The organism is Aestuariivirga sp., assembly GCF_047600585.1.
GTDB lineage: Bacteria > Pseudomonadota > Alphaproteobacteria > Rhizobiales > Aestuariivirgaceae > Aestuariivirga.
In genome coordinates this window covers 3,470,505-3,495,814 of the sequence record NZ_JASGKP010000001.1, presented here as the reverse complement: position 1 = coordinate 3,495,814, position 25,310 = coordinate 3,470,505, and the positions used below count along the sequence as shown (strand labels likewise).

Genomic DNA, 25,310 nt, shown 5'->3' with positions numbered 1-25,310 from the left:
GTTTCATGCGACACTATGATATTTCTCATTGTATGCGCCCGAAGAGCTGGCAGTTCAATTTTTCACCAACCGACCTCCGCCTTCTGAGGGTGTTCCAGGCGGTGGTCCGGCACGAGGGCTTTGCCGCCGCCCAGGATGCCCTGGGCCTCTCGGCGGGGACGATCAGCAATCACATCAATCACCTCGAGGCGCGCTTCGGCGTCCGTCTCTGCGAGCGGGGCCGGAAGGGCTTCTCGCTCACGCCCGATGGCGCCCGCATTCACGAGGCCGCCGAAAACCTGCTGCGCTCGGTCGAACATTTCGCCGGCACCGTGGGCTCGGTGCGGGGCGAGCTGTCGGGCACGGTGCACTTGGGCACGGTCGATGCCATGCACACCAATGTGGAGGCGTCGCTCGACCGGGCCATCGCCCAGTTCAGCAGCGTGGCGCCCAAGGTGATGCTGCATGTGGAGATCGCCTCGCCGCAGGACCTGATGCAGCGCCTGCTTGACGGGCGCCACTCCCTCATCATCACGCCCATTGAAGCAGTGCACCCGTCCGTCATCGCGCGCGCCCTCTTCCGGGAGGAGCAGCGGCTCTACTGCGGCCGCGGCCATCCGCTGTTCGATGCGGATCATGTCACCATGGAGCAGTTGCGCTCCTATCCCTATGCAGGCCGCACCTACATGCAGTCGGGCAGTCACCTCCGCGATCAGGCCTTCGACTGGCGGGCCATGACCTCGCACATGGAAGCCCTCGCCATCCTCATCAAGTCGGGACGCTTCCTCGGCTACCTGCCGGAACACTTCGCCCGCGCCTTCGTGCAGCAGGGCGAGATGAAGACGCTGCTGCCGGAGGAAGCGACACACTTCGACAGCTTCTTCCTTGCTCATCGCCGCGATGAGCGGAACCGCGCGGCGATGGTGCTGGCGGAATGCCTTGTGGGTGCAATGACGGTGGCGGAGCCGAAGGCCTGATCAGCTCTTCCGCCGCTTGCCGATCATGTCGGCCATCACGCAGAGGAGTTCGAACATGATGGTGGCGCCTGCAAGCGCCGTCATGTTGCCGACATCGAAGGGCGGCGCCACTTCCACCACATCCGCACCGATGATGTTCACCCCCGGCAGAAGCCGCACCATCTCCTGCGCCTCGCGCGTAGTGAAGCCGCCGATCTCGGGCGTGCCCGTGCCCGGCGCCATGGAGGGGTCGATGCTGTCGATGTCGAAGGTGACATAGGTGGGCCCGGTGCCGGCAATGCGGCGCGCCTCTTCCATCACGCTTGCGGCACCGCGGCGCACGAACTCTTCCATGTAGATGATGCGGATGCCCTGGGCGCGGGCCCAGTCGTGTTCGCCCGGATCATAGACCGAGCCGCGGATGCCGATCTGCACCACGCGCTTGGGATCGAGAACACCTTCCTCGATGGCGCGGCGGAAGGGCGTGCCGTGGGTGTAGGGGTTGTCGCCGAAATAGGTGTCGTTGGTGTCGGAATGGGCATCGAAGTGAATCATGCCGATGGGGCCGGCTTGAGACTTCCGCAGCGCGCGCAGGACCGGAAGCGTGGTGAGGTGATCGCCACCGACGGAGAGCGGCAGTGCGCCGGCGGCCACGATCTTGGCCATGCCGGTCTCGATGCGCTGGAGACCGTTCAGCAGATTGATGGGGTTGACCGAGAGATCGCCCACATCGGCGATGTTGGCGGCATCGAAGGGAACGACACCCGAAACATGATGGGCGCGGCGCATCAGGCTCGTCATGCTGCGCACTTCACGGGGGCCGTGGCGGGCGCCGGCGCGGTTCGTGGTGCCGCCATCCCACGGAATGCCGACGAGGGCGATATCGAGCCCCTCCGCCGAGGTGACGGGGGGAAGGCGCATGAAGGTGGCCTGCCCGGCAAAGCGCGGCACTTCAGCCGCATCAACGGGCTGGTGGAAGGTCTTGGTCATTGTGCGAAAAACTCACGGTTCACGATGTCAACGATGCCGTCCTCGCAGTCCTTGAGCAGCCATTCGCCTTTCTCGGCGGAAGAGCCCTCGGTGAGCGAGAGAACGCCCGACGCCGGCACCTCTGCGGGCGGCTTCGGATAGCGGTCATAGGGCAGGAAGGACGCGGGGCCGTCGTGCAGCGCCTGGGAGAGATCGACGAGTTCAGGGCGGAGCGCCAGCATCATCGAAGTCTCGAGGACGCTTGCATGTTCAAGTTCGATGCCGGGGTAGCCGTTGGGGAAGACGCGGGCGAGGGTCGCGGGCCGGATCATCTCCCAGTGATCGATGCGGATGATCCTGAGGTCGCCGCAGCGGTCACGGCCGATGGCATCGAGCGCCAGTTCGATCCCCTCGATGGTGGGCCAGACATTCTCGTAGTGGCCATTCACCGTGACGATGCGGCGGACTTTCTGCCGGTAGAGATCGCAGAGAATGTCGCGCACGAGGAGCGAGAAGGTATTGGCGGTGATGTTGAGGGTACCCGGAAAGGCAGGCCCGCCACCGGTGCGGGGCTGCGAACGGTTGCCATAGGCAAGTGCGGGAAGCACGAGCCCGCCCACCCGCTTCGCTGCCCGGACCGCCATGGAGGTGGGCAGCACCACATCGGTGTTGAGCGCCATGTGGCGGCCGTGCTGTTCGGTTGCCCCCAGCGGCAGGAAAACGGGAGCACCGTCGCGCACGCGGGCCTCGGCCACGGGCCACGGAAGTTCGGCATAGAAGACGGACTCACTCATTCTGGCCTCACGTCATCGCCGCGCCGCCATTGGCGCCCAGGCATTGGCCGGTGAAGAAGGTGGCGGTGGGGCCGGCCAGGAAGACAACGGCGGCTGCCACTTCCTCGGGCTTTCCGATGCGGCCCATGGGATTGTTGTTCTCGAGCGCCTTCTGCTCTGCCGTCATGCTGTCATAGGCGAGAAGTGGCGTGTCGGTCGGTCCCGGCGCCACTGCATTGACGAGAATGCGTGGCGACAGTTCCCGCGCCCAGGCCCGCGTGAGACCAAGAACGGCGGCCTTCGTTGCGCAATAGACGGAGGCACCCTGCCGCCCGAGATAGGCAAGCTCCGAGGCGATACTGATGATGCGCCCGCCCTCGGGCAGATGCGGCAGCACCTCGCGGGCGACGAGGATGAAGCCCTTGATGTTCACCGCCAGCATCCTGTCGATGTGGTCGGACGTGACCTTGGACAGCGGCACCTCCTGCAGGATACCGGCATTGTTGAGGAGGATGTCGCAACCGCCCAGCCGCTCCACCGCCGCTGCAACGGCCTTCACCACATCCGTCTCGCGGGTGACGTCGCAGGCGAGGATGGGGAACTCCTTCGCCGAGGCCGCAAGATCGAGGCCTACGACGTCCGCCCCTGCATCCTTGAGCGCGAGCGCGCTGGCGCGGCCGATGCCGCTCGCTGCGCCCGTGACGATGGCTTTCTTGCCGGCAAGCGTCTTCACCATGGCACTTCTCCGCGGTCCACACCGATCGATTGTCCTGTCATGTTCCGCGCCAGATCGGAGGCAAGGAAGAGATAGGCACCCGCCACGTCAGGCGGCTCCATCAGCCCGGGCAGGGCCTGGGCGCCGACAATGCGGTCGAGCAGCACGTCTTCCGGAACATCCTGATCGTTGGACATGCGTTTCAATGACCGCATGGACGCTTCCGTCCGCACCCAGCCGGGGCACACCGCATTGACGCGGATGCCGCGAGGTCCGAGTTCCTTGGCCCAGGTCTTGGTGAGGCCGATGACGGCATGCTTCGACGCCACATAGGCACCGAAGCCCGCCTCCGCCGAGCGGCTCCAGATCGACGCGGTGTTGATGATGGCGCCACCTGCACTCATCACCTTCAGCGCCTGGGTGGTGACCAGCGAGGTGCCGATGATGTTGATCTCGATGATGCGGCGGAAGTTGGCGGTGGTCTCGTCGCCGTCGTCGGTCACGGGTGTAAAGAGCTCAAGCCCTGCGTTGTTGATCAGCACGTCGATGTGGGCAATGCCGGCCAGGGCAGCCACAACCTGTGCCTTGTCGACGATATCGCAGACGGCTCCGGTTCCCCCCAGTCCCTGGGCGCGGGCGGTCACCGCCTCGTCATTGGCAATGAGATGAAGCTGTGCGCCGGCCCCGGCAAAGGCCTGGGCAATGCCAAGCCCAATGCCGCGGCTGGCGCCGGTGATGACGACGCTCTTTCCCTTGATGGAAGAGATCACAGGTGAAGCTCCGTTTCCGTGCGGATCTTGTGCAGCACGTCGTTGCGCAAATTGAAGAAGGCCTGCGTTTCCCGCGCCTCCAGCGTGCGTTCACTGCCGAGGATGGCCGCGACATCGATGTCGTGCAGGATGCGGGCGGGCCGTGCCGAAAAGAGAATGATGCGGTCGGCAAGGAAGACAGCTTCCTCCACGTCATGGGTGACGAAGATGATCGTCTTCGCCTCTTCCTTCTGGATCTGGCGGAGTTCCACCTGCAACCGCTCGCGGGTGAGGGCATCGAGCGCGCCGAAGGGTTCGTCCATCAGCAGCACATCGGGGCCTGCGGCAAGGCTGCGGGCAATCGCCACGCGCTGGCGCATGCCGCCCGAAATGCGGTTGGGATAGGACTTGGCAAAATCCTCAAGCCGGATGAGGCGAAGATAGTGCTTCACGCGCTCGGCCTTCTGGGCGGCGGTGAGATCATCCCGGTAGTGCATGCCGAAGGCGATGTTGCCCTCGACCGTCAGCCACGGAAACGACGAGTAGGACTGGAACACCATGCCGCGGCGGCGGTCAGGCCCCGATACGGGTTCACCACCGAGGCGGATGGTGCCGGCGGTGGGCAGATCAAGCCCGCCCACCATGCGCATCAGCGTGGTCTTGCCGCAGCCCGAGGGCCCGAGGAAGACGACGAGGGAATTGCGCTCGATCGCAAGGTTCGTCTCCGAGACGACGGGAACGCCACCGAACTGCTTGGTGATGGTCTCGAGGCTGAGATAGGGCTGCGCCATCCGGTCCGCCTCAGAGATACTTGAACATGCGGCGGTGGAGCATGCGGAGCAACTGGTCGGTGACGAGGCCGATGATGCCGATCACCACGACACCCGCCATCACCTCCGGCGTCTTCACATAGCGGCGCGCCGACCAGATAACGAAGCCGAGGCCTGAATCCGCCGCGACGATTTCGGCGAGCACGAGGTAGGTCCAGCACCAGCCCAGGGTGATGCGGAGATTGTCGACAAGGGTGGGGCCCATGGCGCGCAACGCCACGTCGGTGAGCACATTGCGGGGCTTTGCGCCCAGCGTGAAGGCCACCTCGACATATTCATGGGGAACGCGGCGCATGTCGTCCGCCACCAGCAGGACGAGCTGGAAGAAAGTGCCGAGCCAGAGCAGGAAGATCTTGGTTGTTTCGCCGACGCCGAACCAGATGATGGAGAGCGGCACAAGCGCCGGCACGGGCAGGTAGCGGATGAAGTCGATGGTGGGTTCGAGCGAGGCCCCCACCACCCGGTAGCTGCTCATCAGGATGCCGATGGGAATGGCCATGGCTGCGGCAATGGCGAAGGCCAGCAGCACGCGGAAGGTAGAGACCATGGCGTGCCAGAGCAGCGACTGCTGCGTCGACATCGTCCACATGGCAGAGATGACGGCGCTCGGCGCCGGCAGGAATTGCGGCGCGACAAGACCGGCCCGCGCCACGAGTTCCCAGAGCAGCAGGAGGCCTGCCGCCATCGCGCCGCCGAGGAGAAGGTCCGCCTTGGCGGAACTCTTCCCCCGGAATGCCAGCAGGTCAGCCCACATGGCTTAAGGCGTGACGGTGTTGATGACCGAGTTGTCGATCTGCTGGTTGGAATCGAGCTTGTTGTCGGCAGCACCGTTGTCGAGGTTGAGCTGCATCACCTCGTCGAAGATGTCATGCAGCTTGCCGCGCGCGCCCGCCTTGCCGAGATAGGCCTGCGCATCGCTGAGCGAGGTATAGGCGAGGCTCGTCGCCAGCGTGTCCTTCACGTCCTGCGCCGTCAGGCCGAAGTGGCCCGCCGCCATCTCGGCATACTTGTCGGGCTCGGCCTTGCTGTAGTCGACCGCCTTGTAGATGCACTTGAGGAAGCTCGCGTACTTCTTCGGGTTCGCGGCGAGGTCGTCCTTGCGGGCGGTGATCACGTCGATGATGATGCCGGGATAGTCCTTGGAGGAGAGCAGCACCTTGGCGCCGGGGCGGGTGGAGCTCTTCACCGCCTGCGTCATGAACGGCTCATAGGTGGCAACCGCGGCAATCGAGGTATCGGCGAAGACGGCGCCCGTATCGGCTGTCGCGATATCCTTCACCTGCAGGTCGGAGAGCTTCAGCCCCTGCTTCTTGAGTTCAAGCTGCAGCAGCAGGCGGGCCGGGATGTTGGGCTCGGCAGCCACGGTCTTGCCCTTGAGGTCGGCAACCGACTTGATGGCCTCATCGGCAATGACACCGTCGCCACCCACCGATTCATCGATGGTGCCGATGATCACGCCGGGCGTGTTGGCGTCGCGCGGGCGGCCCTGGTGTTCACCCACCGTGCGCATGTCGACTTCGATGTCGCCACGGGCGTAAGCCGCCAGAACATTGGTGCGGTCGTCCTCGAACTTGTAGTCCACTTCGAGGCCTTCCTCCTTGAAGCAGCCGAGGTCATTGGCGACATGCACAGGGGCAAAGCCGAGCCATGTGGGCGCGAGCATGCGGATGGTCTCGGCCGATGACGCAGGTCCCGCCCAGGCGGTTGCCGCCAGCAACAGGGCCGCAGCCCCCTTCACAACAGTCGGAAAAGTCGGGGTTTTGCGCGTCGTCATGAGGTCCTCCGGGGGTGTGTTTTCTTCTTTGACGGAAGAGTGGAACGTTTTTACATTCACTTCCATCTGCTTTTTTGGATTGTTACATTGAAATCCGTCAATGTAGGAACCGGGGGTCCCCGCCATGCGCCGCCTCGACAACATCGATCTCCGGCTGCTGCGCGTCTTCGTGGTGCTGGTGGATGCCAACGGCTTTTCCGAGGCGCAGATCACCCTCAACCTCTCGCAGTCGACCCTCAGCACCCATCTCGCCGAGCTGGAAAAGCGTGTGGGCGCCAAGCTTTGCCTGCGCGGGCGGCACAAGTTCCGCCTCACCGACGTGGGCCAGGCGACCTATGACGCGGCCCGCAAGCTCTTCGCCGACATCGACGATTTCCAGAGCCGCATTTCCGCCGTGAGCCGCGGCATCACCGGGCGGCTGAAGGTTGGCGCGCCGGAAGGCGTCTTCACCAGTCCCCACCTCGGCATGCGGAAAATCATTGCGCGCCTCATGAAGCCCGACTTTGATATCTTCGTGGACCTTGTTCTCGGCACGCCTTCCGAACTCGAACAGCGCCTCGCTGACGGCGACCGGGACATCGTGCTCGGTCCCCTGACCCAGAAGATCGACGGCATCGTCTACCGTCCCTATTACAACGAACCGCACTATCTCTATTGCGGCAAGGGCCATCCGCTCTTCACCCGCCGCGACGCCACCATCACCCAGGAGGTGATCGACGCCACCCGCTTCTCGGTGCGCGGCTACCGCCAGTTCGATGATCTCTTCCGTGTCGGCCATCCGCGCGCCGCAGCCTCCATCATGCAGATGGAGGCGCAGCTCATGATGATCCTCTCCGGCCACTTCATCGGCTTCCTGCCCGATCACTATGCCGACCGCTGGGTGAAGGACGGCATGATGCGGGCGATCAAGCCCCGCACCTATACCTTCCGCTCGCTCCACAACATCGCCTTCCGCAAGAGCGACGCCGAACGTCCCGTCATCAGGGCCTTCCTCGAATGTCTGCCGAAATCCGCATTGCAATGAGTCTCCAAAGGACAAGACCATGATCAAGAATCCCGTGCCCTGGCCCAACGGAGCGAAAGTGGCCTGCGCCATCACCTTCGACATGGATGCCGACAGCCTTGTCCATCTCGAGCACCCGAAGGATTCCTACAAGCGGGTCTCGACCATCTCGATGCTGAAGTACGGGCCCGAGGTGGGCGTGCCTCGCATTCTCAAGAGCTACCGCCGTTACGGCCTGAAGCAGACCTTCTTCGTGCCGGCCTGGTGCATCGAGCAATATCCGCGCGCGGTCGAAGCGATGGTGCGCGATGGCCATGAGGTGGGCTTCCACGGCTACATCCACGAGGCGCCCAATTCCCTGTCGCGGAGCGATGAACAATACTGGATGCAGCGCTCCATCGCGGCGATCGTGAAGCACACCGGTCAGCGCCCGCGCGGCAACCGCTCGCCGCTCTATAACTTCTCGGAGAACACCGCCGACCTTCTGGTGGAAGAGGGCTTTCTCTATGATTCGTCCCTTATGGGCGACGACGTGCCCTACATCCTGCAAACCAAGAAGGGTGAGGTGGTGGAGCTTCCGGCCAACTGGGCCACCGACGACTGGCCGCCCTATGTGCATTCCATCGATCTCAATTATGTCATGCAGATCGTCTCGCCGGAGCGCGCCATGGAAGGTTTCATGGCCGAGTTCGAAGCCATGCGGCAGGCGGGTGGCGGCTTGTGGATCGGCATCTGGCATCCCTTCGTGAGCGGCCGCCTGTCGCGCTGGCTCCGGGTCGAGAAGATGATCGAGCACATGCTGGGCACAGGTGAAGTCTGGTTCGCCACGCTGGAAGAGATCGCGCTCCATATCCAGTCTTGCCGCAAGGCGGGCACCTACACCCCGCGCATCGACCATCTGCCCTACTACCCCGGCGAGGTGAACCCGAAGCGGACGTGACTCATCTGCGCGTGCCGCGCGGCCGCGTGAAACGCGTGCCCCGCTCCCACGTCATCCCGGCAAGGCGTGGATCATCTGCAAAGGTGTTGCGCCCGAATTCCACCGACTGCGATGGAAATTCGCAGAGCGCCTGCACGCCGTTGTCGCTGAGGTGAACCCGCCAGGTCTGGGTGTTGACGGGGTCGCGCTTGGCGAAGGCAGCACAGGAGAGGACGGCCACATTGCAGCCCTTCTGCGGATCGCGCACCGACTGATAGCGGATCACCTCGCTGCCTGCCGCACGCGCGGCATCGGCGAGCGTCTGGCAATGACTGTAGTCCTGATGCTGAAGCCAGAACGCCGCGTCGCGTGAGAGCGGTTCGAGGGTGAGATCAAGCCCCGCCTTGCTGTCGAGGGCTGCGGAGAAGGCCGTATACTCCGCCGCATTGGAAGGCCATGGTGTTTCGGGTGACTCCGCGAAGAAGAGCAGGCGGTAGAACGCCATTTCCGCGACCGCCGTGGTCACCTGTTCTGCCGCATAGAAGACGCCTGGCGTATGCCCGGCGCGCCGGAAGCGCGACCCTCGGGGATAGGCCGCACCATAGCGGAAGGGTGTTGAAAGCAGGAAATGCAGGTGGCTGCACTCCGCCGGAATGGAGGGCTTCGACTCCTCGATCAGCTCCTCCAGCAGCGCCTGCTCAGCAAGGCTGTCGGTAAGCTTCAGCGTCGAATAGCGGTGCTGCGCTTCCACGATGCGCCAGCATGGGCCGGCATAGGGGTGAAGCTCAGACGAGAGCCCGCCGGGCGTCCAGGTAGGCGATGACATCGATGAGCCCGCTCACGCTTTGAATCTTGTCCAGGGGTTTGCCGTTGAGCGCCGTGTTGGAATGGCTGAGCCAGCTGGCCGCCACCTGATCTTCGCCGCCCACGATGGCATCAAGAGAGCGGTAGAGGCGGACGAACAGGAGGGCGAGCTCGAAGGGCTTGGTTCCGGGCTGAAGCTGGAAGTCCCCCCGCTTCATGCGCGACAGGGTCGCCTCGCTGACACCAATAACGCCAGCGAGTATCCGGGCCGAGAGCTGAAGCTGTTCGCCGGCCCGCACCACCGCCTTGGTGACGACGGGGCCCTTTTCGGGGAGGCTGGACGGGGTGGGATGGTTGAACATGGTCTCGATCCTTGGAAAGCAATATATGATGATCTTTCCACAGAAAGCAAGAAATGGATCGATCCAAATCCGCGCCAGTGCGGGATTTGGACGCACAAAGCCTTGAAAAATCGGGACTATTATTAAAAAATCAGCGCTCTCGGCGGAAGCACAGGCTGGTGCCGGGCCGCGCATGGGCCAGAAGCTGCAACAGATCGCCCAGGGCGAGGGCCGCACAGCCCGCCGTCGGGCCATAGTCCGGCTTGGCAATGTGCAGGAAGATGGCGCTGCCCTTCCCCGGCGCCACGGGATCGTCGTTGTACCCGAGAACCCCGATCACGTCGTAGACATGGTCGTCGCGCCACAGCTCCTCGTGGCTTGCCGCGAAGGGGAGGCGAACCTGCTGGTTGTAAAGCGGGTGAGCGGCATCGTCGCACCAGCCATCGTGCCTTTCGATCGGGATGCAGGAAAAATGCGGTGACGGCGGCGCCACCCGGTCGGCACGATAATAGACCTTGCGAAGCGGCCAGCAGCCTTCCGGGCTCGCACCATCGCCCTCGCGCTTCTCTGCGGCAGAAACGACACCGCTCCGGCCCACGGAACAGCGCCAGCGCATTTCACCCAGCGCCGCCTGCCACCCGTCTCCCTGCTTCAGGACAATGATGTTCATCCCGTCTCCTGCGCAATCACTGCCTGTTGCAGCAACCGAAGCACCCGCAGCATCGCACGGCCATCTTCAATCGGCAAAGAGAACCCGGTCGATGGAGAGAGCCGCGTCTCAGCCCTTGGCAGATAGAGGCGCGCGCGGGGCCGCACGTTCGTCAACCGGGTGCGCACCGGCGAGTCTTTCCACCGCAAGGTCGGCGATGATGTCGGCGAAGGGCTTCGGCTTGGAGAAGAGATAGCCCTGGACGTAGCCGCAGCCTTCGGCGAGCAGCGTCGCGGCCTGGGCTTCGGTCTCGATGCCTTCGGCGACGACGTCGATGCCGATGTCACGGGCGATGCCGATGATGCCGCGGATGATGGCGAGATTGACCGGCTTCGTGCCGATGCCGGAGACGAATGAGCTGTCGATCTTGATCTCGGCGAAGGCATAGCGCTGGAGGTAGCTCAGCGAGCTGTAGCCGGTGCCGAAATCATCAAGCGCGAAGGTCACGCCCAGCCCCTGCAGTTCGGTGATGACCCGCGAGGCGATGGCCTCGCTGCTCAGGATCGCCGTCTCGGTGATCTCGAGGACGAGGCGATGGGGCGCGAGCGACGTCTCCGCCAGGGCCTTTTTGACCGATTGCACGATGCCGGCGGAGCGGAGCTGCGTGGGAGAAATATTGACGGAGACCCGCACGTCATCGGGCAGGGCGGCGGCCTGGCGGCAGGCCCGCCCGATCGCCCATTCGCCCAGGGCCACCATCAGGCCTGCATCTTCGGCCATCGGAATGAATTCGCTGGGCGGCAACAGTCCGCGCCGCGGGTGGTTCCAGCGCATCAGCGCCTCGTAGCCCACGATCCGGCGAGATTTCAGGGCGAGGATCGGCTGATAGAAAAGCTCAAGCGCATCCGAGGCAATCGCGGCATTCAGCTCCGCTTCGAGATCCTTGCGGCGCTGGTGGCCGGCCCGCATGAAGGCGTTGAAGACGCAGAAGTCGTTCTTGCCGCTCTTCTTGACCTCGTAGAGAGCGAGGTCCGCAAGCGTGAGGAGTTCCTTGGCGTCAAGCGTATGCTCCGGGCAGAGCGCGGCGCCGACACTTGCACCGATCACCATGGGGTGACCTTCGATGTCGATGGGCTGGCGCATGGCCTCGACCACGCAAGCAGCGATCCGCGCAATATCGAGGTCGGGCGGAAGCTCCGGCAGGAGGACGGCAAATTCGTCACCGCCGAGGCGCGCCACGGTGGCATTGTACTTGCGTGTCGCCGTCTTCAGCCGCTCGGCCGCCGTCCGCAGCACGATGTCGCCGGCGCTGTGGCCCATCAGGTCGTTGACCTCCTTGAACCTGTCGAGGTCGATGGTGAGGAGGGCCGTTCGCGTGGAGGTGTGCGTGACGACATCGTCCAAGGTCTTCATGAACATGAGGCGGCTGGCAGCGCCCGTCAGTGCATCTGTATTGGCGTGGCGTTCGATCTCCGCCATCGCCACCACGCGTTCCGTGGCGTCCTGGATCGTGCCTTCGATGAACAGGGGCCGCCCGTCCTTGTCGCGCACGTACCAGGCATTCTCCGTGATCCACGCCCGCTCGCGGGTGCGGTGGCGATAGACTTCGGAAACAAGGTCGCGGACGAAACCCTGCGTATCCATGAGATGCTGGAAGTAGCGAGGGCGGTCCGGGTCCACATACCAGCTGCCGCCATGGCGCGTGACCGCTGCGAGGTGCTCCTCTTCACTGTTGTAGCCGTTGAAGGTGTAGAGGGCGGGATTGGCGCGGACGGGCGTGCCATCCAGACGGTCGCGATAGATGCCGCAGACGGCGTTTTCGAACAGGCTCAGATATTCTTCGACAGCCTGCGAATGTGAGGACTCGCGCTCTGGCGTGCCTGGGCCGGCCGCGCTCGCGCGGGCGTGCGGCATCAATGCGTCCGAAGGCGCCCGGCCGCCAACTCCATCGCCAGCTTTCGAAGGCGGAAGACCTTTCATGTCCCGGTCATCCCTTCGGAAGCGGTGTTACCCGCAATATTCATATGCTCAGCTCGAATTCCGTGCCGGGCATTCTTCCACGGCTGTCCTTTCGGCCGGCTTAACATCGACCTCGTGGCCGCTGTTTCATTCAATGTGACGAAGGGGAGAAAACGCCACCAGACTTACGTGATTGAACTTCGTAAAATTGCCCGCGGGAGTTGATCGTGCGTGTACGGAGGAATCTCCGCGCGTGGCGCGCTTGTCCGGCCTATGGAGATGAGGGAGGTGGATGGTGGAGCCAGGCGGAATCGAACCGCCGACCTCTTGCATGCCATGCAAGCGCTCTCCCAACTGAGCTATGACCCCGTTACCGGTCCATCCAGAAAAAGCAGTCCGGCATGAAAGGCTGGGAATGGGACCCCGCCGCCGCTGCCTGTCGGCCTCCGGGGAAACCCCGGCTGCCGTTGCGGGCCTTGCCATAGTTGGCCTTCGCCCGTTGATCAAGCAAAACTTTCGGTGCGGGTGCCCCGGCTGCAATGCCCCGGGGCCCGCACCGCAGAACACGGTTTACGTCTCGTCTTCGTCTTCCTTGCCGCCGCCTTCGATGAGGCCGTCCATGTTGCCGCCTTCCTCTTCTTCTTCGACCAGGAAGGTATCGTCCTCTTCGGCTTCGTCGTCGCCGCCCTCTTCACCGAGATCCACGTCCTCGATGCCGGCGGTCTCGTCGTCGTCCTTGCTGTCCTCCTCGACCTCCTCGAGGCTGACCAGCTCGACGTCACCCGTATCCTGATCCTCCGTCTCCTCCTTCTCGCGCGGCTTGGCGACAGGAGCAGGCGCAGCACCCGGGAAATCACCCTTGGAGGGCAGGATCGCCTGGGCGATGAAGGAGGTGCCGCACTTCGGGCAGGTGATCGGCTCCTTCAGCAAATCGTAGAAACGGGCAGCGCAGGAAGGGCAAGTGCGCTTGGTGCCAAGTTCGGCGTTGACCACTTAAGTGTCCTCTTCAGAAACAATGTGTGAGGGAAATTGGCGCGCCTCATGCCATGGGCTGGCGCAATTGTCAAAAGCCCCGTTCCGCCGGGAATTCATGGGGGAATCGCGGGAACTCCCCGGGGGAAACACGGGGTTTCCGGCACCCCGGCGGCGCAGGACCGCCCTGCCCGGTTGCCTGCGTGACAGCAGGCCCCCCGGCGTGTAGGAGACGGACGCAATCAACCTGAAGCGAAATCCAGACGGCGCCATGTCCCACGCAGATCAACCCCTTCCCCTTCTTTCCCGCAAGGCCGGCGGCCTTTCGGGCACGGTCCGTGTGCCGGGCGACAAGTCCATGTCCCACCGCTCCCTCATGTTCGGGGCCGTGGCCGAGGGCGAAACCCGCATCACCGGCCTCCTGGAAGCCGAGGACGTGATCAACACCGCCAAGGCCATGGCGGCGCTGGGCGCCCAGGTGCTGCGTGATGACCACGGCACGTGGCATGTGAAGGGCGTGGGCGTGGGCGGCCTCACCTCGCCCGCCCAGCCGCTCGATTTCGGCAATTCCGGCACCGGGGTCCGCCTTGCCATGGGGCTGATGGCGTCGACACCGCTCACTGCCCGCTGTGTGGGCGATGCTTCGCTCTCCCGCCGCCCCATGGGCCGGGTCACCAAGCCCCTTTCCCAGTTCGGCACCCGCTTCGAGACGAGCGAGGGCGACCGCCTGCCGCTCACCATTCATGGCGCGGCCGAGGCGAAGCCCGTCACCTACACGCTGCCTGTCGCCTCCGCCCAGGTGAAATCGGCGGTGCTGCTCGCCGGCCTCAACACGCCGGGCGTGACCACCGTGATCGAACCCGTCGCCACCCGCGACCACACCGAGCGCATGCTCACCTCCTTCGGCGCGAAGATTTCCGTCAGCCAGAAGGATGGTGCCCGCCACATCAGCATCGAGGGCCGCCACGCCCTCAAGGCGCAGGACCTCGCCATTCCGGGCGATCCGTCGTCGGCTGCCTTCCCCATGGTGGCCGCCCTCATCACGCCCGGCTCCGAGATCGTGATCGAGAACATCATGCTCAATCCCACCCGCACCGGCCTCTTCGTGACGCTGGAGGAGATGGGCGCCTCGATAGTGTATGAGAACCGCCGCCAGGCGGGCGGCGAGGACGTGGCCGACATCCGCGTCAAGGCCTCGCGCCTCAAGGGCGTACGCGTGCCCAAGGACCGCGCCCCCTCGATGATCGACGAATATCCCATCCTGTCGGTCGCAGCCTCCTTCGCGGAAGGCACGACCCGCATGGAAGGGCTGGAGGAACTGCGCGTCAAGGAGAGCGACCGCCTCGCCGCCGTTGAAGCAGGGCTTCAGGCGAACGGCGTCATGACCGCCTCGGGACCGGACTGGCTCGAGGTGCATGGCGGCGGTGCGCCGGGCGGCGGCACGGTTGTCACCCACATGGATCATCGCATCGCCATGTCATTCCTGGTGATGGGCTTGGCCTCTCGCATCCACACAAGCGTCGACGACAGCCGCTTCATTGCCACAAGCTTCCCCGGCTTCACCGATCTGATGAACCGCATGGGCGCAAGGATCGAAGCGAAATGATGATCGCCGTCGATGGTCCGTCGGCGGCGGGGAAGGGCACGCTCGCCCGCGGGATCGCCCGTGCGCTGGGCTATCATTTCCTCGATACGGGTTCGCTCTACCGGGCCGTGGGCCTGATGATGATCAGGCACGGCAAGGCGCTGGAAGATGCTGATTCTGCAGCTCATTTTGCAGCGACGCTGGATGTGGACAAGATCGCCGATCACGAGTTGCGGAACGAGCGCGTGGCGGAGGCAGCCTCGCGCATATCCGCCTATCCGCAGGTGCGCAAGAACCTGCTCGAGTTCCAGCGCGCCTTCGCGCGGAAGGCGCCAGGTGCCGTGCTCGATGGCCGCGACATCGGCACGGTCGTCTGTCCCGATGCGGACCTGAAGTTCTTCGTGACGGCGGCAACAGACGTGCGGGCGCGGCGCCGCTTCGATGAACTGCGCGGGCAGGGTGTAGCCACGACCTACGAGGCGGTGCTCGCCGACGTGATGGCCCGCGACGAGCGCGATGCCACGCGCACCACCGCCCCCACCGCCATGGCCGATGATGCGATCATGATCGACACCTCCGAACTCACCGCCGAGGAAGTGCTGAAGGCGGTGCTCGAGGTGGTGAAGGACGCGCGGGGCTAGGGTCAGTTCAAACGTGTCCGTCACCGCTAACGAAGGCGGGGACCCGGCTTCTTTGTTCGAGGGTGAAATCCGCCAAAGCTGGATTCCGGCTCGCGCGCGACATCTCGCTTTCGCTCGATTGAAGCGCGCGTCCGGAATGACGGGATAGGCAGTGATGCGCGCGCGACCGCGATCGCCTTCTCCCGCTGGCGGGAGAAGGTGCCCGAAGGGCGGATGAGGGTGGTTTCCGCGGCCTATCCATAGAGACAGCCCCCTTGCCCTCCACCCCCGCATGGGCTATGTGCCCGCCATCTCGAGGCCGGTGAAAACCGGATGAACCGGGGTGAAAGGCCCGAAAAAGCCTTCCACCCCATGATTGTTTTGGACCGGTCAGTTGCGTGCGCCTCGACGTGCAGTTGCCCTCCGGAACGCCCCTAACCCAGACCTGCCGGCATTTTTGACCGCGCTGACATAAAAGCGCCCCGCCCGCAGGTGAAGCATTCCCCACTCCATTCAAAATCCGTGGCCTGCTTCGAAAGGTACTGACCTATGGCGAAATCCGCCGTTTCCATGAACCCCACCCGTGATGACTTCATGTCTCTCCTCGAGGAGAGCTATTCCGACCGCCCGGTTGCCGAAGGCCAGGTCGTGAAGGGCCGGGTTCTGGCCATTGAAAAGGACAACGTCATCATCGACGTCGGCCTCAAGACCGAAGGCCGCGTGGCCCTCAAGGAATTCTCCCAGCCCGGCAAGGACATTGTCATCAAGCCCGGCGACACCGTTGAAGTCTATCTCGAGCGCATCGAAAACGCCCTGGGCGAAGCCGTGCTCTCGCGCGACAAGGCCCGCCGCGAGGAAGCCTGGACGCGCCTCGAGGAAATGTCGAACAAGAACGAGCGCGTCGAAGGCGTCATCTTCGGCCGCGTCAAGGGCGGCTTCACCGTCGACCTCGGCGGCGCCGTGGCCTTCCTTCCCGGCTCGCAGGTGGACGTGCGTCCGATCCGCGACGTGGGTCCGCTCATGCACGTGGCCCAGCCCTTCCAGATCCTCAAGATGGACCGCCGCCGTGGCAACATCGTTGTCTCGCGCCGCGCCATCATGGAAGAGACCCGCGCCGAGCAGCGTTCCGAACTCGTCCAGAACCTCGCCGAAGGCCAGGTAGTGGATGGCGTCGTCAAGAACATCACCGACTATGGTGCGTTCGTTGACCTGGGCGGCATCGACGGCCTGCTGCACGTCACCGACATCGCCTGGAAGCGCGTGAACCATCCCTCGGATGTGCTCTCCGTCGGCCAGACCGTGAAGGTGCAGATCGTCCGCATCAACCCCGAGACGCAGCGCATCTCGCTCGGCATGAAGCAGCTCGACAAGGATCCGTGGGATATCGTCATCGAACGCTACCCCGTCGGCACCAAGGTCAAGGGCAAGGTCACCAACATCACCGACTACGGCGCCTTCGTTGAACTCGAAGACGGCATTGAAGGCCTCGTGCACGTGTCGGAAATGTCGTGGACGAAGAAGAACGTCCACCCCGGCAAGATCCTTTCCACCTCGGAAGAAGTGGACGTGCAGGTGCTCGAGATCGACGCTGCCAAGCGCCGCATCTCGCTCGGCCTCAAGCAGGTCCAGCAGAACCCGTGGGAGAGCTTCTCCGCCCGCCATCCGAAGGGATCGGTCGTGGAAGGCGAAGTGAAGAACATGACCGAGTTCGGCCTCTTCGTGGGCCTCGACGGCGACGTCGACGGCATGGTCCATCTCTCCGACCTCGACTGGAAGCGCTCCGGCGAGGAAGCGATCAAGGACTACAAGAAGGGCGACCGCATCCAGGCCGTCGTTCTCGACGTGGACAAGGAAAAGGAGCGCATCTCGCTTGGTGTCAAGCAGCTTGGCTCCGATCCGATCAAGTCGGCCGGCACCATGAAGAAGGGCGACAAGGTCACCTGCGAAGTGCTCAAGGTTGAAGACGGCGGCCTCGAAGTGAAGATCGCCGGCACCGACCTCACGGCCTACGCCAAGCGCGCCGACCTCGCCCGCGACCGCGGCGAACAGCGCCCCGAGCGTTTCGCCGTCGGCGAGAAGTTCGACGCGCTCATCACCGTGTTCGACGCCAAGGCCCGCAAGGTCAACGTCTCGATCAAGGCGCTGGAAATCGCCGACGAGCGCGAGGCCGTTGCACAGTATGGTTCTTCCGACTCGGGCGCCTCGCTGGGCGACATTCTCCAGGCTGCTCTGAAGCGCAAGGACGAAGAGAAGGAATAAGTCCTTCTTTCTGAAAGACATCGAACGGCCGGATGCGAAAGCCTCCGGCCGTTTTTTTGTGGGGTGTCCTGCATCCTCGAGCCGTCCTCACAAGGTCCGTCATTCCGGACGCGCGCCTTGATCGAGCGCACGCGAGATGTCGCGCGCGAGCCGGAATCCAGCTTTGCTTCATCACGCGCTGACACGTCGAAGCTGGGCCCCCGCCTTCGCGGGGGTGACGAGGAAAGGAGCGGGGGTGATGGCGAAAGAGTCACCATGATTACCCTTTCCCTCCGCGTGCCCGGAGCAGTACACTCGCCCCCATGACAGCCCAGGACATCGACCACATCATCAACCACATCAGCCTGCGCAAGAGCCGCCGCCGCTGGCGCTGGATCGCCATCATTCTCTTCGTGATCGGACTCATTGCGCTCATCGCCAATCTCGCGGGCACCGGCCTGCCGGAGCGCGAGCATGTGGCCCGCATCCGCATCGACGGCCTGATCACCGGCGACCAGGCGAGCATCGACCTGCTGCAGAGGGTGACGAAGGACGACAAGGCGAAGGCGGTAATCCTCCGCATCGACAGCCCCGGCGGCACGACCGCAGGCTCCGAAGCGCTCTATGACGAGATCCGCGCCATGAGTGCGAAGAAGCCGGTCGTCGCCGTCATGGATACTGTGGCGGCCTCGGGCGGCTACATCGCCGCCATCGCCGCCGACCACATCGTGGCGCGCGGCAACACCATCACGGGATCGATCGGCGTGATCTTCACCTTCCCCGAGGTGTCGCGCCTCCTCAACACCGTGGGCGTGACGGTGGAGGAGCTGAAGTCGGGCGACCTCAAGGCCGAACCCTCGCCCTACAAGCCGGTCTCGGAGAAGGCCCGGGCCTATTCCATGACGCTGGTCGAGGACGGCTTCCGCTGGTTCAAGGGCCTGGTGGTGGACCGCCGCAAGCTGGACGCCGCGAAGGTGGACGCCCTTGCCGATGGCCGGGTCTTCACCGGGCGGCAGGCCAAGGCGGAAGGCCTGATCGATGAATTGGGCGGCGAGGAAGCGGCCCTGACCTGGCTCAAGACGGAAAAGAAGCTGCCGGAGGCGATCGAGGTCCTCGACCGGAGGCCGCCCAAGCCCGTTTCGGAGGAGCTTTTCGGGGTCTCAATCGGCAGCCGGGCGCTGGATTGGCTGGGCTTCCCCCATATCGCCCAAATGGCCGAGCGGGCAAAGCTTGACGGCTTGCTCGTGCTTTGGCACCCTGCACTTTGAAATAAGTGCAGCCGTCTCAGCAGCTTGAGGTCCCCATGATCAAGTCAGAGCTCGTCCAGAAGATCGCCGACAAGAATCCGCACCTCTACCACCGTGACGTGGAGCGGATCGTCAATCGCATCCTCGACGAGGTGATTGCCGCCCTGCGCGACGGCTCGCGGGTCGAACTCCGCGGCTTCGGTGCCTTCTCGGTGAAATCGCGCGAGGGCCGCCTTGGCCGCAACCCGCGCACCGGCGAGGCGGTCGACGTGGTGCCGAAGCGCGTGCCCTTCTTCAAGACGGGCAAGGAACTGCGGGTTCGCATGAACAGCAAGGCCGGCTGATACCGGCCGCCACACGGCCTCTCAAAAGGCCGTAAAACAAGGACTTGAAGCCGTTGCGCCGTTTCTTCCGTTGGCTGGTGGGTGTGCCCGTCGCGGCTTTCGTCATCGCCTTCGCGGTGGCGAACCGCCAGTGGGTGACGCTGTCGCTCGATCCCTTCTCGCGCGATGCGCCCTTCGCCTCGATCGACATGCCGCTCTGGCTGCTGCTCTTCATCGGCGGCTTCATCGGTCTTCTGGTGGGCTGGTTCGGCAGCTGGCTGGCGCAGGGCAAGTGGCGCAAGGCGGCGCGCGACTCGCGGAGCGAGGTGGCACAATTGCAGCGCGAGCTGGCTGACCTCCGCACCAGCAACCAGCGCATCGCGCCACCCTCCAACGATGCCACGATCTTCCCCGGCGGACTGATATGAAATGGATTGATTCGGCCGGGGTCGCCCGGCTCGCGGACTATGCGGGCCTCGTCGCGGCCCTGCGCGAGGGCTTCCGGGCGGCGATCGAAACCCCCGTCCGCCATCACCACGACACGGGGCCCGCAACGACGCTCCTCCTCATGCCGGCCTGGTCGAAGGACTGGACCGGCCTCAAGACCGTGACGGTGAAGACCGACAATGCCGCCAAGGGCCTTCCCACCATCCAGGGCAGCTATCTCCTGATCGACAACGCGACGGGTGCGCCCGTGGCGATGATGGAGGGCGGCGAACTCACCCGCCGCCGCACCGCTGCGGCCTCGGCGCTGGCAGCGGATTATCTGGCGCGCAAGGATGCCAGCGTGATGGCGGTCTTCGGGGCAGGTGCGCTCGCACTGCATTTCGTCCGCGCCCATCGGGCGGTGCGCGGCATCACCAAAGTGCATGTGGTGAACCGCAGTCGGGACAAGGCGGAGGCACTGGTTGCGGCACTGAAGGCCGAGGGCTTTGCAGCACAGGTGAGTGCGGCGGAGCAGGCGGTGCGCTCAGCCGATATCGTCTCCTGCGTCACGGGATCGACCGAGGCGCTGGTAAAGGGCGCGTGGCTGAAACCCGGCACCCATGTGGATCTGGCGGGCGCGTTTCGTCCCACCATGCGCGAGACCGATGCCGAAACCGTGGGCCGTGCGACAGTCTATGTCGACACCCATGAAGGTGCGAAGGCGGAAGCGGGCGATCTCATCCAGGCGGAGCATGAGGGAACGTTCTCGTTTGCGCGGGTCGCTGGCGATCTTGCGGCACTGTGCAAGGGCGAGGTGAAGGGCCGCCGCGAGGCTGGCGAGATCACGCTGTTCAAGTCCTGTGGCACGGCGCTCGAAGATCTCGCCGCCGCGGTGATGGTGTACCAGCGCGCAGGGTGAGGACATAAAGTTCCCCTCATGCTGAGGCGCATTGCGTAGCAATGCCTCGAAGCATGCGGTCAGAAAGCTGGGCCCCCGCCTTCGCGGGGGTGACGTAACGTGGCAGATCGCCCACCCCATTTGCGCTTGTCCTGATTTGCCGCTAGGGCGGGGGCCATGACCCGCACCATGACGCATCCGAACCCCATCTGTGTCGCCGTCGACACGCCCGATCTCGCCAAGGCGCTGGCGCTTGTCACGGCGCTCCGCGACAGCGTGGGCTATGTGAAGCTCGGCATGGAGTTCTTCTATGCGCAAGGGGCGGCGGGCTACAGCGCGGTGGCCAAGGCGGGAATTCCTGTCTTCCTCGACCTCAAGCTGCATGACATTCCGAACACAGTGGAACAGGGCCTGCGCTCGCTCATGGCGCTTGCGCCTGCGCCCGCCATCATCAACATCCATGCCACGGGCGGCCTCGAGATGATGCAGGCAGCGCGCAAGGCCGTGCCTGCTTCCACAAAGCTCATCGCCGTCACCATTCTCACCAGCCTCTCCAACGACAACATCTGGGCGGCGGGGCTCGATCCCGCCCGCGATACGGCGGATCATGCCCTCAACCTCGCGCGCCTCACCAAACAGGCAGGCCTCGACGGCATCGTCTGCTCGCCGCTCGATCTTGCAGGCGTGCGCGCGGCACTGGGCCCTGATTTCCTCACCGTGGTGCCGGGCATCCGCCCCGCCGACACCGCCGCCAACGACCAGAAGCGCATCGCGACACCGGCCTCGGCCATTGCGGCGGGGGCCGACATCCTGGTGATCGGCCGCGCCATCACGGGGGCTGCCGATCCTGCTGCCGCGGCGCGTGCCATCCTCGCGAGCCTGGCATGAGCGTTGCCGTCAAGATCTGCGGGCTCTCGACGCCCGAGACGCTGGCTGCGGCGCTTGAATCGGGTGCCGATTACGTGGGATTCGTGTTCTTTCCGAAAAGCCCGCGCCATGTGACGCTCGAACAGGCTGCGGCCCTCGCAGCCCAGGCCCGCGGCAAGGCGAAGATCGTGGCCCTCACGGTTGATGCCGATGATGCGCTGCTCGCCGCCATTGCCAGCACGGTGAAGCCCGACCTGATCCAGGCCCATGGGTCCGAGACGTCGGAGCGCATCGCCGCGATCAAGGCGCTGACCGGGGTTGGCGTGATGAAGGCGCTCAAGGTGGCAGGGCCTGAGGATATCGCCGCCGCCAAGGACTATGCCGCGGTGGCCGACCTGCTGCTGTTCGACGCCAAGGCGCCCGCCTCCCTCAAGGATGCGCTGCCGGGCGGGAACGGCCTCAGCTTCGACTGGTCGCTGCTGGCCGACGGCAGAGGCGGGCACCGTTTCATGCTGTCGGGGGGGCTGACCCCTGAGAATGTCGCCGAGGCCGTCCGGGTGACGGGCGCGCGCCTGGTGGACGTCTCCTCCGGGGTCGAATCCACCCCCGGAATCAAGGACCCCGAACGCATCCGGAAATTCATTGAGGCCGTAAAGTCCTCAGGCTAGACCATTTTCCATGACCCAGGCACCCGCACCCAATTCCTTCCGCACCGGCCCCGACGAGAAGGGCCTCTTCGGCATCTATGGCGGCCGCTTTGTCGCCGAAACCCTGATGCCGCTCATCCTCGAGCTGGAGCAGGCCTACCGCGACGCCAAGGCGGATCCTTCCTTCCAGCAGGAGCTGAACAGCTTCCTCACCCATTTCGTGGGCCGGCCCTCGCCGCTCTATTACGCCGAGCGCCTGACCGAGCACCTGGGCGGGGCCAAGATCTACTTCAAGCGCGAAGACCTGAACCATACGGGCGCCCACAAGATCAACAACGTGCTGGGCCAGATCATGCTCGCCCGCCGCATGGGCAAGAAGCGCATCATCGCCGAGACCGGGGCGGGCCAGCATGGCGTCGCCACCGCAACGGCCTGCGCCCGCTTCGGGCTGAAGTGCGTTGTCTACATGGGCGAGGTCGACATCGAGCGGCAGAAGCCCAACGTCTTCCGCATGAAGCTGCTGGGCGCCGAAGTGGTCCCGGCGCTCTCCGGCTCGCGCACCCTGAAGGATGCGCTTAATGAGGCGCTGCGCGACTGGGTGGCAAACGTCGAGGACACCTTCTACTGCATCGGCACGGTGGCGGGCCCGCATCCTTATCCGGAGATGGTGCGCGACTTCCAGTGCGTCATCGGCGATGAAACCAAGAAGCAGATGCTGGCCCAGGAAGGCCGCCTGCCGGACTCGCTCGTCGCCTCGATCGGCGGCGGCTCCAATGCCATGGGCCTGTTCCATCCCTTCCTCGATGACACGTCGGTCGAGATCTTCGGCGTGGAGGCGGCAGGCCTCGGCCTCAAGACCAAGACGAAGCATGCGGCGTCGATCACCGGCGGCAAGCCCGGCGTGCTGCACGGCAACCGCACCTATCTCCTCATGGACGACGACGGCCAGATCGTTGAAGGCCATTCCATCTCGGCCGGCCTCGACTATCCCGGCATCGGCCCGGAACATGCCTGGCTCAACGACATCGGCCGGGTGAAGTACGTCTCCGCCACCGACCAGGAAGCCCTCGAGGCCTTCCAGCTCTGCTCGGCGCTCGAAGGCATCATTCCGGCGCTCGAGCCTGCCCACGCCATCGCCTACGCCATGAAGGTCGCCCCCAAGCTGCCGAAGGACCACCTGATGGTGATCAACATGTCCGGCCGCGGCGACAAGGACATCTTCACCGTGGCGGACATTCTGGGGGTCAAGCTCTGAGGCCGGACAAGGCCGGCGCGGTGCGCAATGACCGAATTGAAATCCACCGCCTGTTTGACATGCGTCAGCAAGGCTCGCAAAGTTTCCAAGAAGACTGAACCATGACGACACGCATCGACAGCAAGTTTGCAGCCCTGAAGAAGGAAGGCCGCTCCGCCCTCGTCACCTTCATCACGGCGGGCGACCCGGACTACAAGACCTCGCTCAAGATCATCGCGGGCCTGCCCAAGGCGGGCGCCGACGTGATCGAGTTCGGCATGCCCTTCACCGATCCCATGGCCGATGGCCCGGCGATCCAGGCGGGCGGTCTGCGCGCCCTCAAGTCCGGCGCCACCATGAAAACCACGCTCTCCCTGCTGAAGGATTTCCGCAAGGCTGATGACACCACGCCGGTGGTGCTCATGGGCTACTACAATCCGATCTATGTCTATGGCGTCGAGAAGTTCCTGAAGGATGCGAAGGCCGCCGGCGCCGATGGCCTGATCGTGGTCGATCTGCCGCCGGAGGAAGATGACGAGCTCTGCCTTCCCGCCCTGAATGCGGGCCTCAACTTCATCCGCCTGACGACGCCGACCACCGATGATGCGCGCGCGCCTGCGGTGTTCAAGAACACCAGCGGCTTCGTCTATTATGTCTCGGTGCTCGGCATCACCGGCACCAAGGCGCCCGACCTCAAGAGCGTGAAGGCCAACGTGAAGCGGCTGAAGAAGCACACCAAGCTCCCCATCTGCGTGGGCTTCGGCGTCAAGACGGCGGAACAGGCCAAGGCGATTGCCGCCGATGCCGATGGCGTGGTGGTGGGTTCGGCACTCGTCTCCGCCGTGGCCGACAGCCTGACCAAGACCGGCAAGGCCACGCCCAAGACGGCGGAGACCGTGCACAAGCTGGTGAAGAAGATCGCCAAGGGCGTGAGGAGCTGACGGCATGAACTGGATCAAGAACTTCGTCCGCCCCAAGATCCGCTCGCTGCTGGGCCAGAAGCGCGACACGCCGGAGAACATGTGGATCAAGGATCCCGAGTCCGGCCAGATGGTGTTCTACCGCGACCTCGAGGCGAACCAGTTCGTCTTTCCGGGGTCGGGCCACCATCACCGCATGCCGGCCGAGGCCCGCATGAAGCAGGTCTTCGACGGCGGCGAATGGGAGAAGATCACTTTCCCCAGCGTGAGCGTCGATCCGCTCAAGTTCCGCGACGAGCGCAAATATGCCGACCGCCTGAAGGAGGCCAAGGCCAAGACCGAGACGGAGGATTCCGTCCGCGCCGGTTTCGGCAAGGTCGATGGCCTCGACATGGTCGTCATGGTGCAGGACATGAGCTTCATCGGCGGCTCGCTCGGCATGGCGGCAGGTGAGGCGATCATCGCCTCCATGCGCTACGCCGTGCAGAAGAAGTGCCCCTGCGTGATCTTCGTCGCCTCGGGCGGTGCGCGCATGCAGGAAGGCATTCTCTCGCTGATGCAGATGCCGCGCACGACGATTGCCGTGCAGGAACTGCGCGCCGCTGGCCTGCCCTACATCGTGGTCCTCACCAACCCGACGACGGGTGGCGTCACTGCTTCCTATGCGATGCTGGGTGACGTGCATCTCGCCGAACCCAACGCCCTCATCGGCTTTGCCGGACAGCGGGTGATCGAGCAGACCATCCGGGAGAAGCTGCCGGAAGGCTTCCAGCGCTCGGAATATCTCAAGGACCACGGCATGGTCGATCTCGTCGTCCACCGCCACGAGATGAAGGCCACGATCTCGCGCATCGCCCGCATCCTGATGAAGGCGCCGGTGCCGCTGACCCAGACGGCCCTCGTTCCGGCGTAA

Annotated in this window: 27 protein-coding genes and 1 tRNA gene; 15 read left to right on the top strand and 13 right to left on the bottom strand. The window is 64.5% G+C overall.

Going from position 1 to position 25,310, the window contains the following annotated elements:
• Positions 1-32: 32 nt before the first annotated feature.
• A complete protein-coding gene (locus tag QM801_RS17165) occupies positions 33-956 on the top strand; it encodes a LysR family transcriptional regulator (RefSeq protein ID WP_415020424.1) in 924 nt (307 codons plus the stop codon).
• On the opposite strand, the gene speB is transcribed toward QM801_RS17165, so the two are convergent.
• From speB to QM801_RS17130, 7 genes are read right to left on the bottom strand one after another with little or no spacing between them, the layout of a single operon-like run.
• Positions 957-1,925 (bottom strand): agmatinase, encoded by a 969-nt coding sequence (gene speB, locus QM801_RS17160; protein WP_415020423.1) that lies wholly within the window; start codon positions 1,923-1,925, stop codon positions 957-959.
• Complete coding sequence (locus tag QM801_RS17155; RefSeq protein ID WP_415020422.1) at positions 1,922-2,698, bottom strand: creatininase; 777 nt, start codon at positions 2,696-2,698, stop codon at positions 1,922-1,924. The genes speB and QM801_RS17155 overlap by 4 nt, the downstream gene beginning before the upstream one ends.
• Before the next feature lie 7 nt (positions 2,699-2,705).
• A complete protein-coding gene (locus QM801_RS17150; RefSeq protein WP_415020421.1) occupies positions 2,706-3,413 on the bottom strand; it encodes an SDR family NAD(P)-dependent oxidoreductase in 708 nt (235 codons plus the stop codon).
• Positions 3,407-4,162 (bottom strand): SDR family NAD(P)-dependent oxidoreductase, encoded by a 756-nt coding sequence (locus QM801_RS17145; RefSeq protein ID WP_415020420.1) that lies wholly within the window; start codon positions 4,160-4,162, stop codon positions 3,407-3,409. The genes QM801_RS17150 and QM801_RS17145 overlap by 7 nt, the downstream gene beginning before the upstream one ends.
• Complete coding sequence (locus tag QM801_RS17140; RefSeq protein ID WP_415020419.1) at positions 4,159-4,932, bottom strand: ABC transporter ATP-binding protein; 774 nt, start codon at positions 4,930-4,932, stop codon at positions 4,159-4,161. Before QM801_RS17140 ends, QM801_RS17145 begins: the two co-directional genes overlap by 4 nt.
• A gap of 10 nt (positions 4,933-4,942) precedes the next feature.
• Entirely contained in the window at positions 4,943-5,725 is a 783-nt protein-coding gene (locus QM801_RS17135) for an ABC transporter permease (RefSeq protein WP_415020418.1), read from the bottom strand.
• Between the two features lie 3 nt (positions 5,726-5,728).
• Complete coding sequence (locus tag QM801_RS17130; protein WP_415020417.1) at positions 5,729-6,745, bottom strand: ABC transporter substrate-binding protein; 1,017 nt, start codon at positions 6,743-6,745, stop codon at positions 5,729-5,731.
• A gap of 124 nt (positions 6,746-6,869) precedes the next feature.
• On the opposite strand from QM801_RS17130, the gene QM801_RS17125 reads away from it, so the two are divergent.
• Together QM801_RS17125 and QM801_RS17120 are read left to right on the top strand one after the other, a co-directional pair.
• A complete protein-coding gene (locus QM801_RS17125) occupies positions 6,870-7,769 on the top strand; it encodes a LysR family transcriptional regulator (protein WP_415020416.1) in 900 nt (299 codons plus the stop codon).
• 19 nt (positions 7,770-7,788) lie between these two features.
• Complete coding sequence (locus tag QM801_RS17120) at positions 7,789-8,688, top strand: polysaccharide deacetylase family protein (protein WP_415020415.1); 900 nt, start codon at positions 7,789-7,791, stop codon at positions 8,686-8,688.
• Position 8,689: 1 nt separating this feature from the next.
• On the opposite strand, the gene QM801_RS17115 is transcribed toward QM801_RS17120, so the two are convergent.
• The 6 genes from QM801_RS17115 to QM801_RS17090 all read right to left on the bottom strand — a co-directional run bounded on the left by QM801_RS17115 (position 8,690) and on the right by QM801_RS17090 (position 13,413).
• Complete coding sequence (locus tag QM801_RS17115; protein ID WP_415020414.1) at positions 8,690-9,493, bottom strand: RES family NAD+ phosphorylase; 804 nt, start codon at positions 9,491-9,493, stop codon at positions 8,690-8,692.
• The gene (locus tag QM801_RS17110) at positions 9,453-9,833 is read right to left on the bottom strand and encodes an MbcA/ParS/Xre antitoxin family protein (protein ID WP_415020413.1); all 381 of its coding nucleotides are present in this window, start codon (positions 9,831-9,833) and stop codon (positions 9,453-9,455) included. Before QM801_RS17110 ends, QM801_RS17115 begins: the two co-directional genes overlap by 41 nt.
• Positions 9,834-9,963: 130 nt before the next feature.
• Positions 9,964-10,482: a L,D-transpeptidase family protein gene (locus tag QM801_RS17105; protein ID WP_415020412.1), complete on the bottom strand. Its 519-nt coding sequence runs from the start codon at positions 10,480-10,482 to the stop codon at positions 9,964-9,966.
• A gap of 108 nt (positions 10,483-10,590) precedes the next feature.
• Complete coding sequence (locus tag QM801_RS17100; RefSeq protein ID WP_415020411.1) at positions 10,591-12,375, bottom strand: putative bifunctional diguanylate cyclase/phosphodiesterase; 1,785 nt, start codon at positions 12,373-12,375, stop codon at positions 10,591-10,593.
• Between the two features lie 338 nt (positions 12,376-12,713).
• Positions 12,714-12,789: transfer RNA gene (locus QM801_RS17095), tRNA-Ala, on the bottom strand.
• 201 nt (positions 12,790-12,990) lie between these two features.
• Positions 12,991-13,413 (bottom strand): TIGR02300 family protein, encoded by a 423-nt coding sequence (locus QM801_RS17090; RefSeq protein WP_415020410.1) that lies wholly within the window; start codon positions 13,411-13,413, stop codon positions 12,991-12,993.
• Between the two features lie 250 nt (positions 13,414-13,663).
• Here QM801_RS17090 and aroA point away from each other — a divergent pair, with 250 nt between their 5' ends.
• From aroA to accD, 12 genes are all read left to right on the top strand, one after another.
• Entirely contained in the window at positions 13,664-14,998 is a 1,335-nt protein-coding gene (gene aroA, locus QM801_RS17085; protein ID WP_415020409.1) for a 3-phosphoshikimate 1-carboxyvinyltransferase, read from the top strand.
• Positions 14,995-15,618 (top strand): (d)CMP kinase, encoded by a 624-nt coding sequence (gene cmk / locus QM801_RS17080; RefSeq protein WP_415020408.1) that lies wholly within the window; start codon positions 14,995-14,997, stop codon positions 15,616-15,618. Before aroA ends, cmk begins: the two co-directional genes overlap by 4 nt.
• 528 nt (positions 15,619-16,146) lie before the next feature.
• Positions 16,147-17,856, top strand: coding sequence for a 30S ribosomal protein S1 (rpsA, locus tag QM801_RS17075; RefSeq protein WP_415020407.1), 1,710 nt, complete (start codon positions 16,147-16,149; stop codon positions 17,854-17,856).
• A 302-nt stretch (positions 17,857-18,158) separates the two neighbouring features.
• A complete protein-coding gene (gene sppA / locus QM801_RS17070; RefSeq protein ID WP_415020406.1) occupies positions 18,159-19,103 on the top strand; it encodes a signal peptide peptidase SppA in 945 nt (314 codons plus the stop codon).
• 35 nt (positions 19,104-19,138) lie between these two features.
• Positions 19,139-19,426: an integration host factor subunit beta gene (locus QM801_RS17065; RefSeq protein ID WP_415020405.1), complete on the top strand. Its 288-nt coding sequence runs from the start codon at positions 19,139-19,141 to the stop codon at positions 19,424-19,426.
• 53 nt (positions 19,427-19,479) lie between these two features.
• Positions 19,480-19,833 carry a LapA family protein gene (locus QM801_RS17060; RefSeq protein ID WP_415020404.1) on the top strand — a complete coding sequence of 118 codons (354 nt, stop codon included), beginning with the start codon at positions 19,480-19,482 and terminating at the stop codon, positions 19,831-19,833.
• Positions 19,830-20,750: an ornithine cyclodeaminase family protein gene (locus QM801_RS17055; protein ID WP_415020403.1), complete on the top strand. Its 921-nt coding sequence runs from the start codon at positions 19,830-19,832 to the stop codon at positions 20,748-20,750. The genes QM801_RS17060 and QM801_RS17055 overlap by 4 nt, the downstream gene beginning before the upstream one ends.
• A gap of 156 nt (positions 20,751-20,906) precedes the next feature.
• Positions 20,907-21,617, top strand: a complete 711-nt coding sequence (gene pyrF / locus QM801_RS17050; protein ID WP_415020402.1) for an orotidine-5'-phosphate decarboxylase — start codon at positions 20,907-20,909, stop codon at positions 21,615-21,617.
• Positions 21,614-22,264, top strand: coding sequence for a phosphoribosylanthranilate isomerase (locus QM801_RS17045; protein ID WP_415020401.1), 651 nt, complete (start codon positions 21,614-21,616; stop codon positions 22,262-22,264). Before pyrF ends, QM801_RS17045 begins: the two co-directional genes overlap by 4 nt.
• 10 nt (positions 22,265-22,274) lie before the next feature.
• Positions 22,275-23,498: a tryptophan synthase subunit beta gene (trpB, locus tag QM801_RS17040; protein ID WP_415020400.1), complete on the top strand. Its 1,224-nt coding sequence runs from the start codon at positions 22,275-22,277 to the stop codon at positions 23,496-23,498.
• Positions 23,499-23,599: 101 nt separating this feature from the next.
• Positions 23,600-24,418, top strand: a complete 819-nt coding sequence (gene trpA / locus QM801_RS17035) for a tryptophan synthase subunit alpha (protein ID WP_415020399.1) — start codon at positions 23,600-23,602, stop codon at positions 24,416-24,418.
• 4 nt (positions 24,419-24,422) lie between these two features.
• Positions 24,423-25,310 (top strand): acetyl-CoA carboxylase, carboxyltransferase subunit beta, encoded by an 888-nt coding sequence (gene accD / locus QM801_RS17030; protein WP_415020398.1) that lies wholly within the window; start codon positions 24,423-24,425, stop codon positions 25,308-25,310.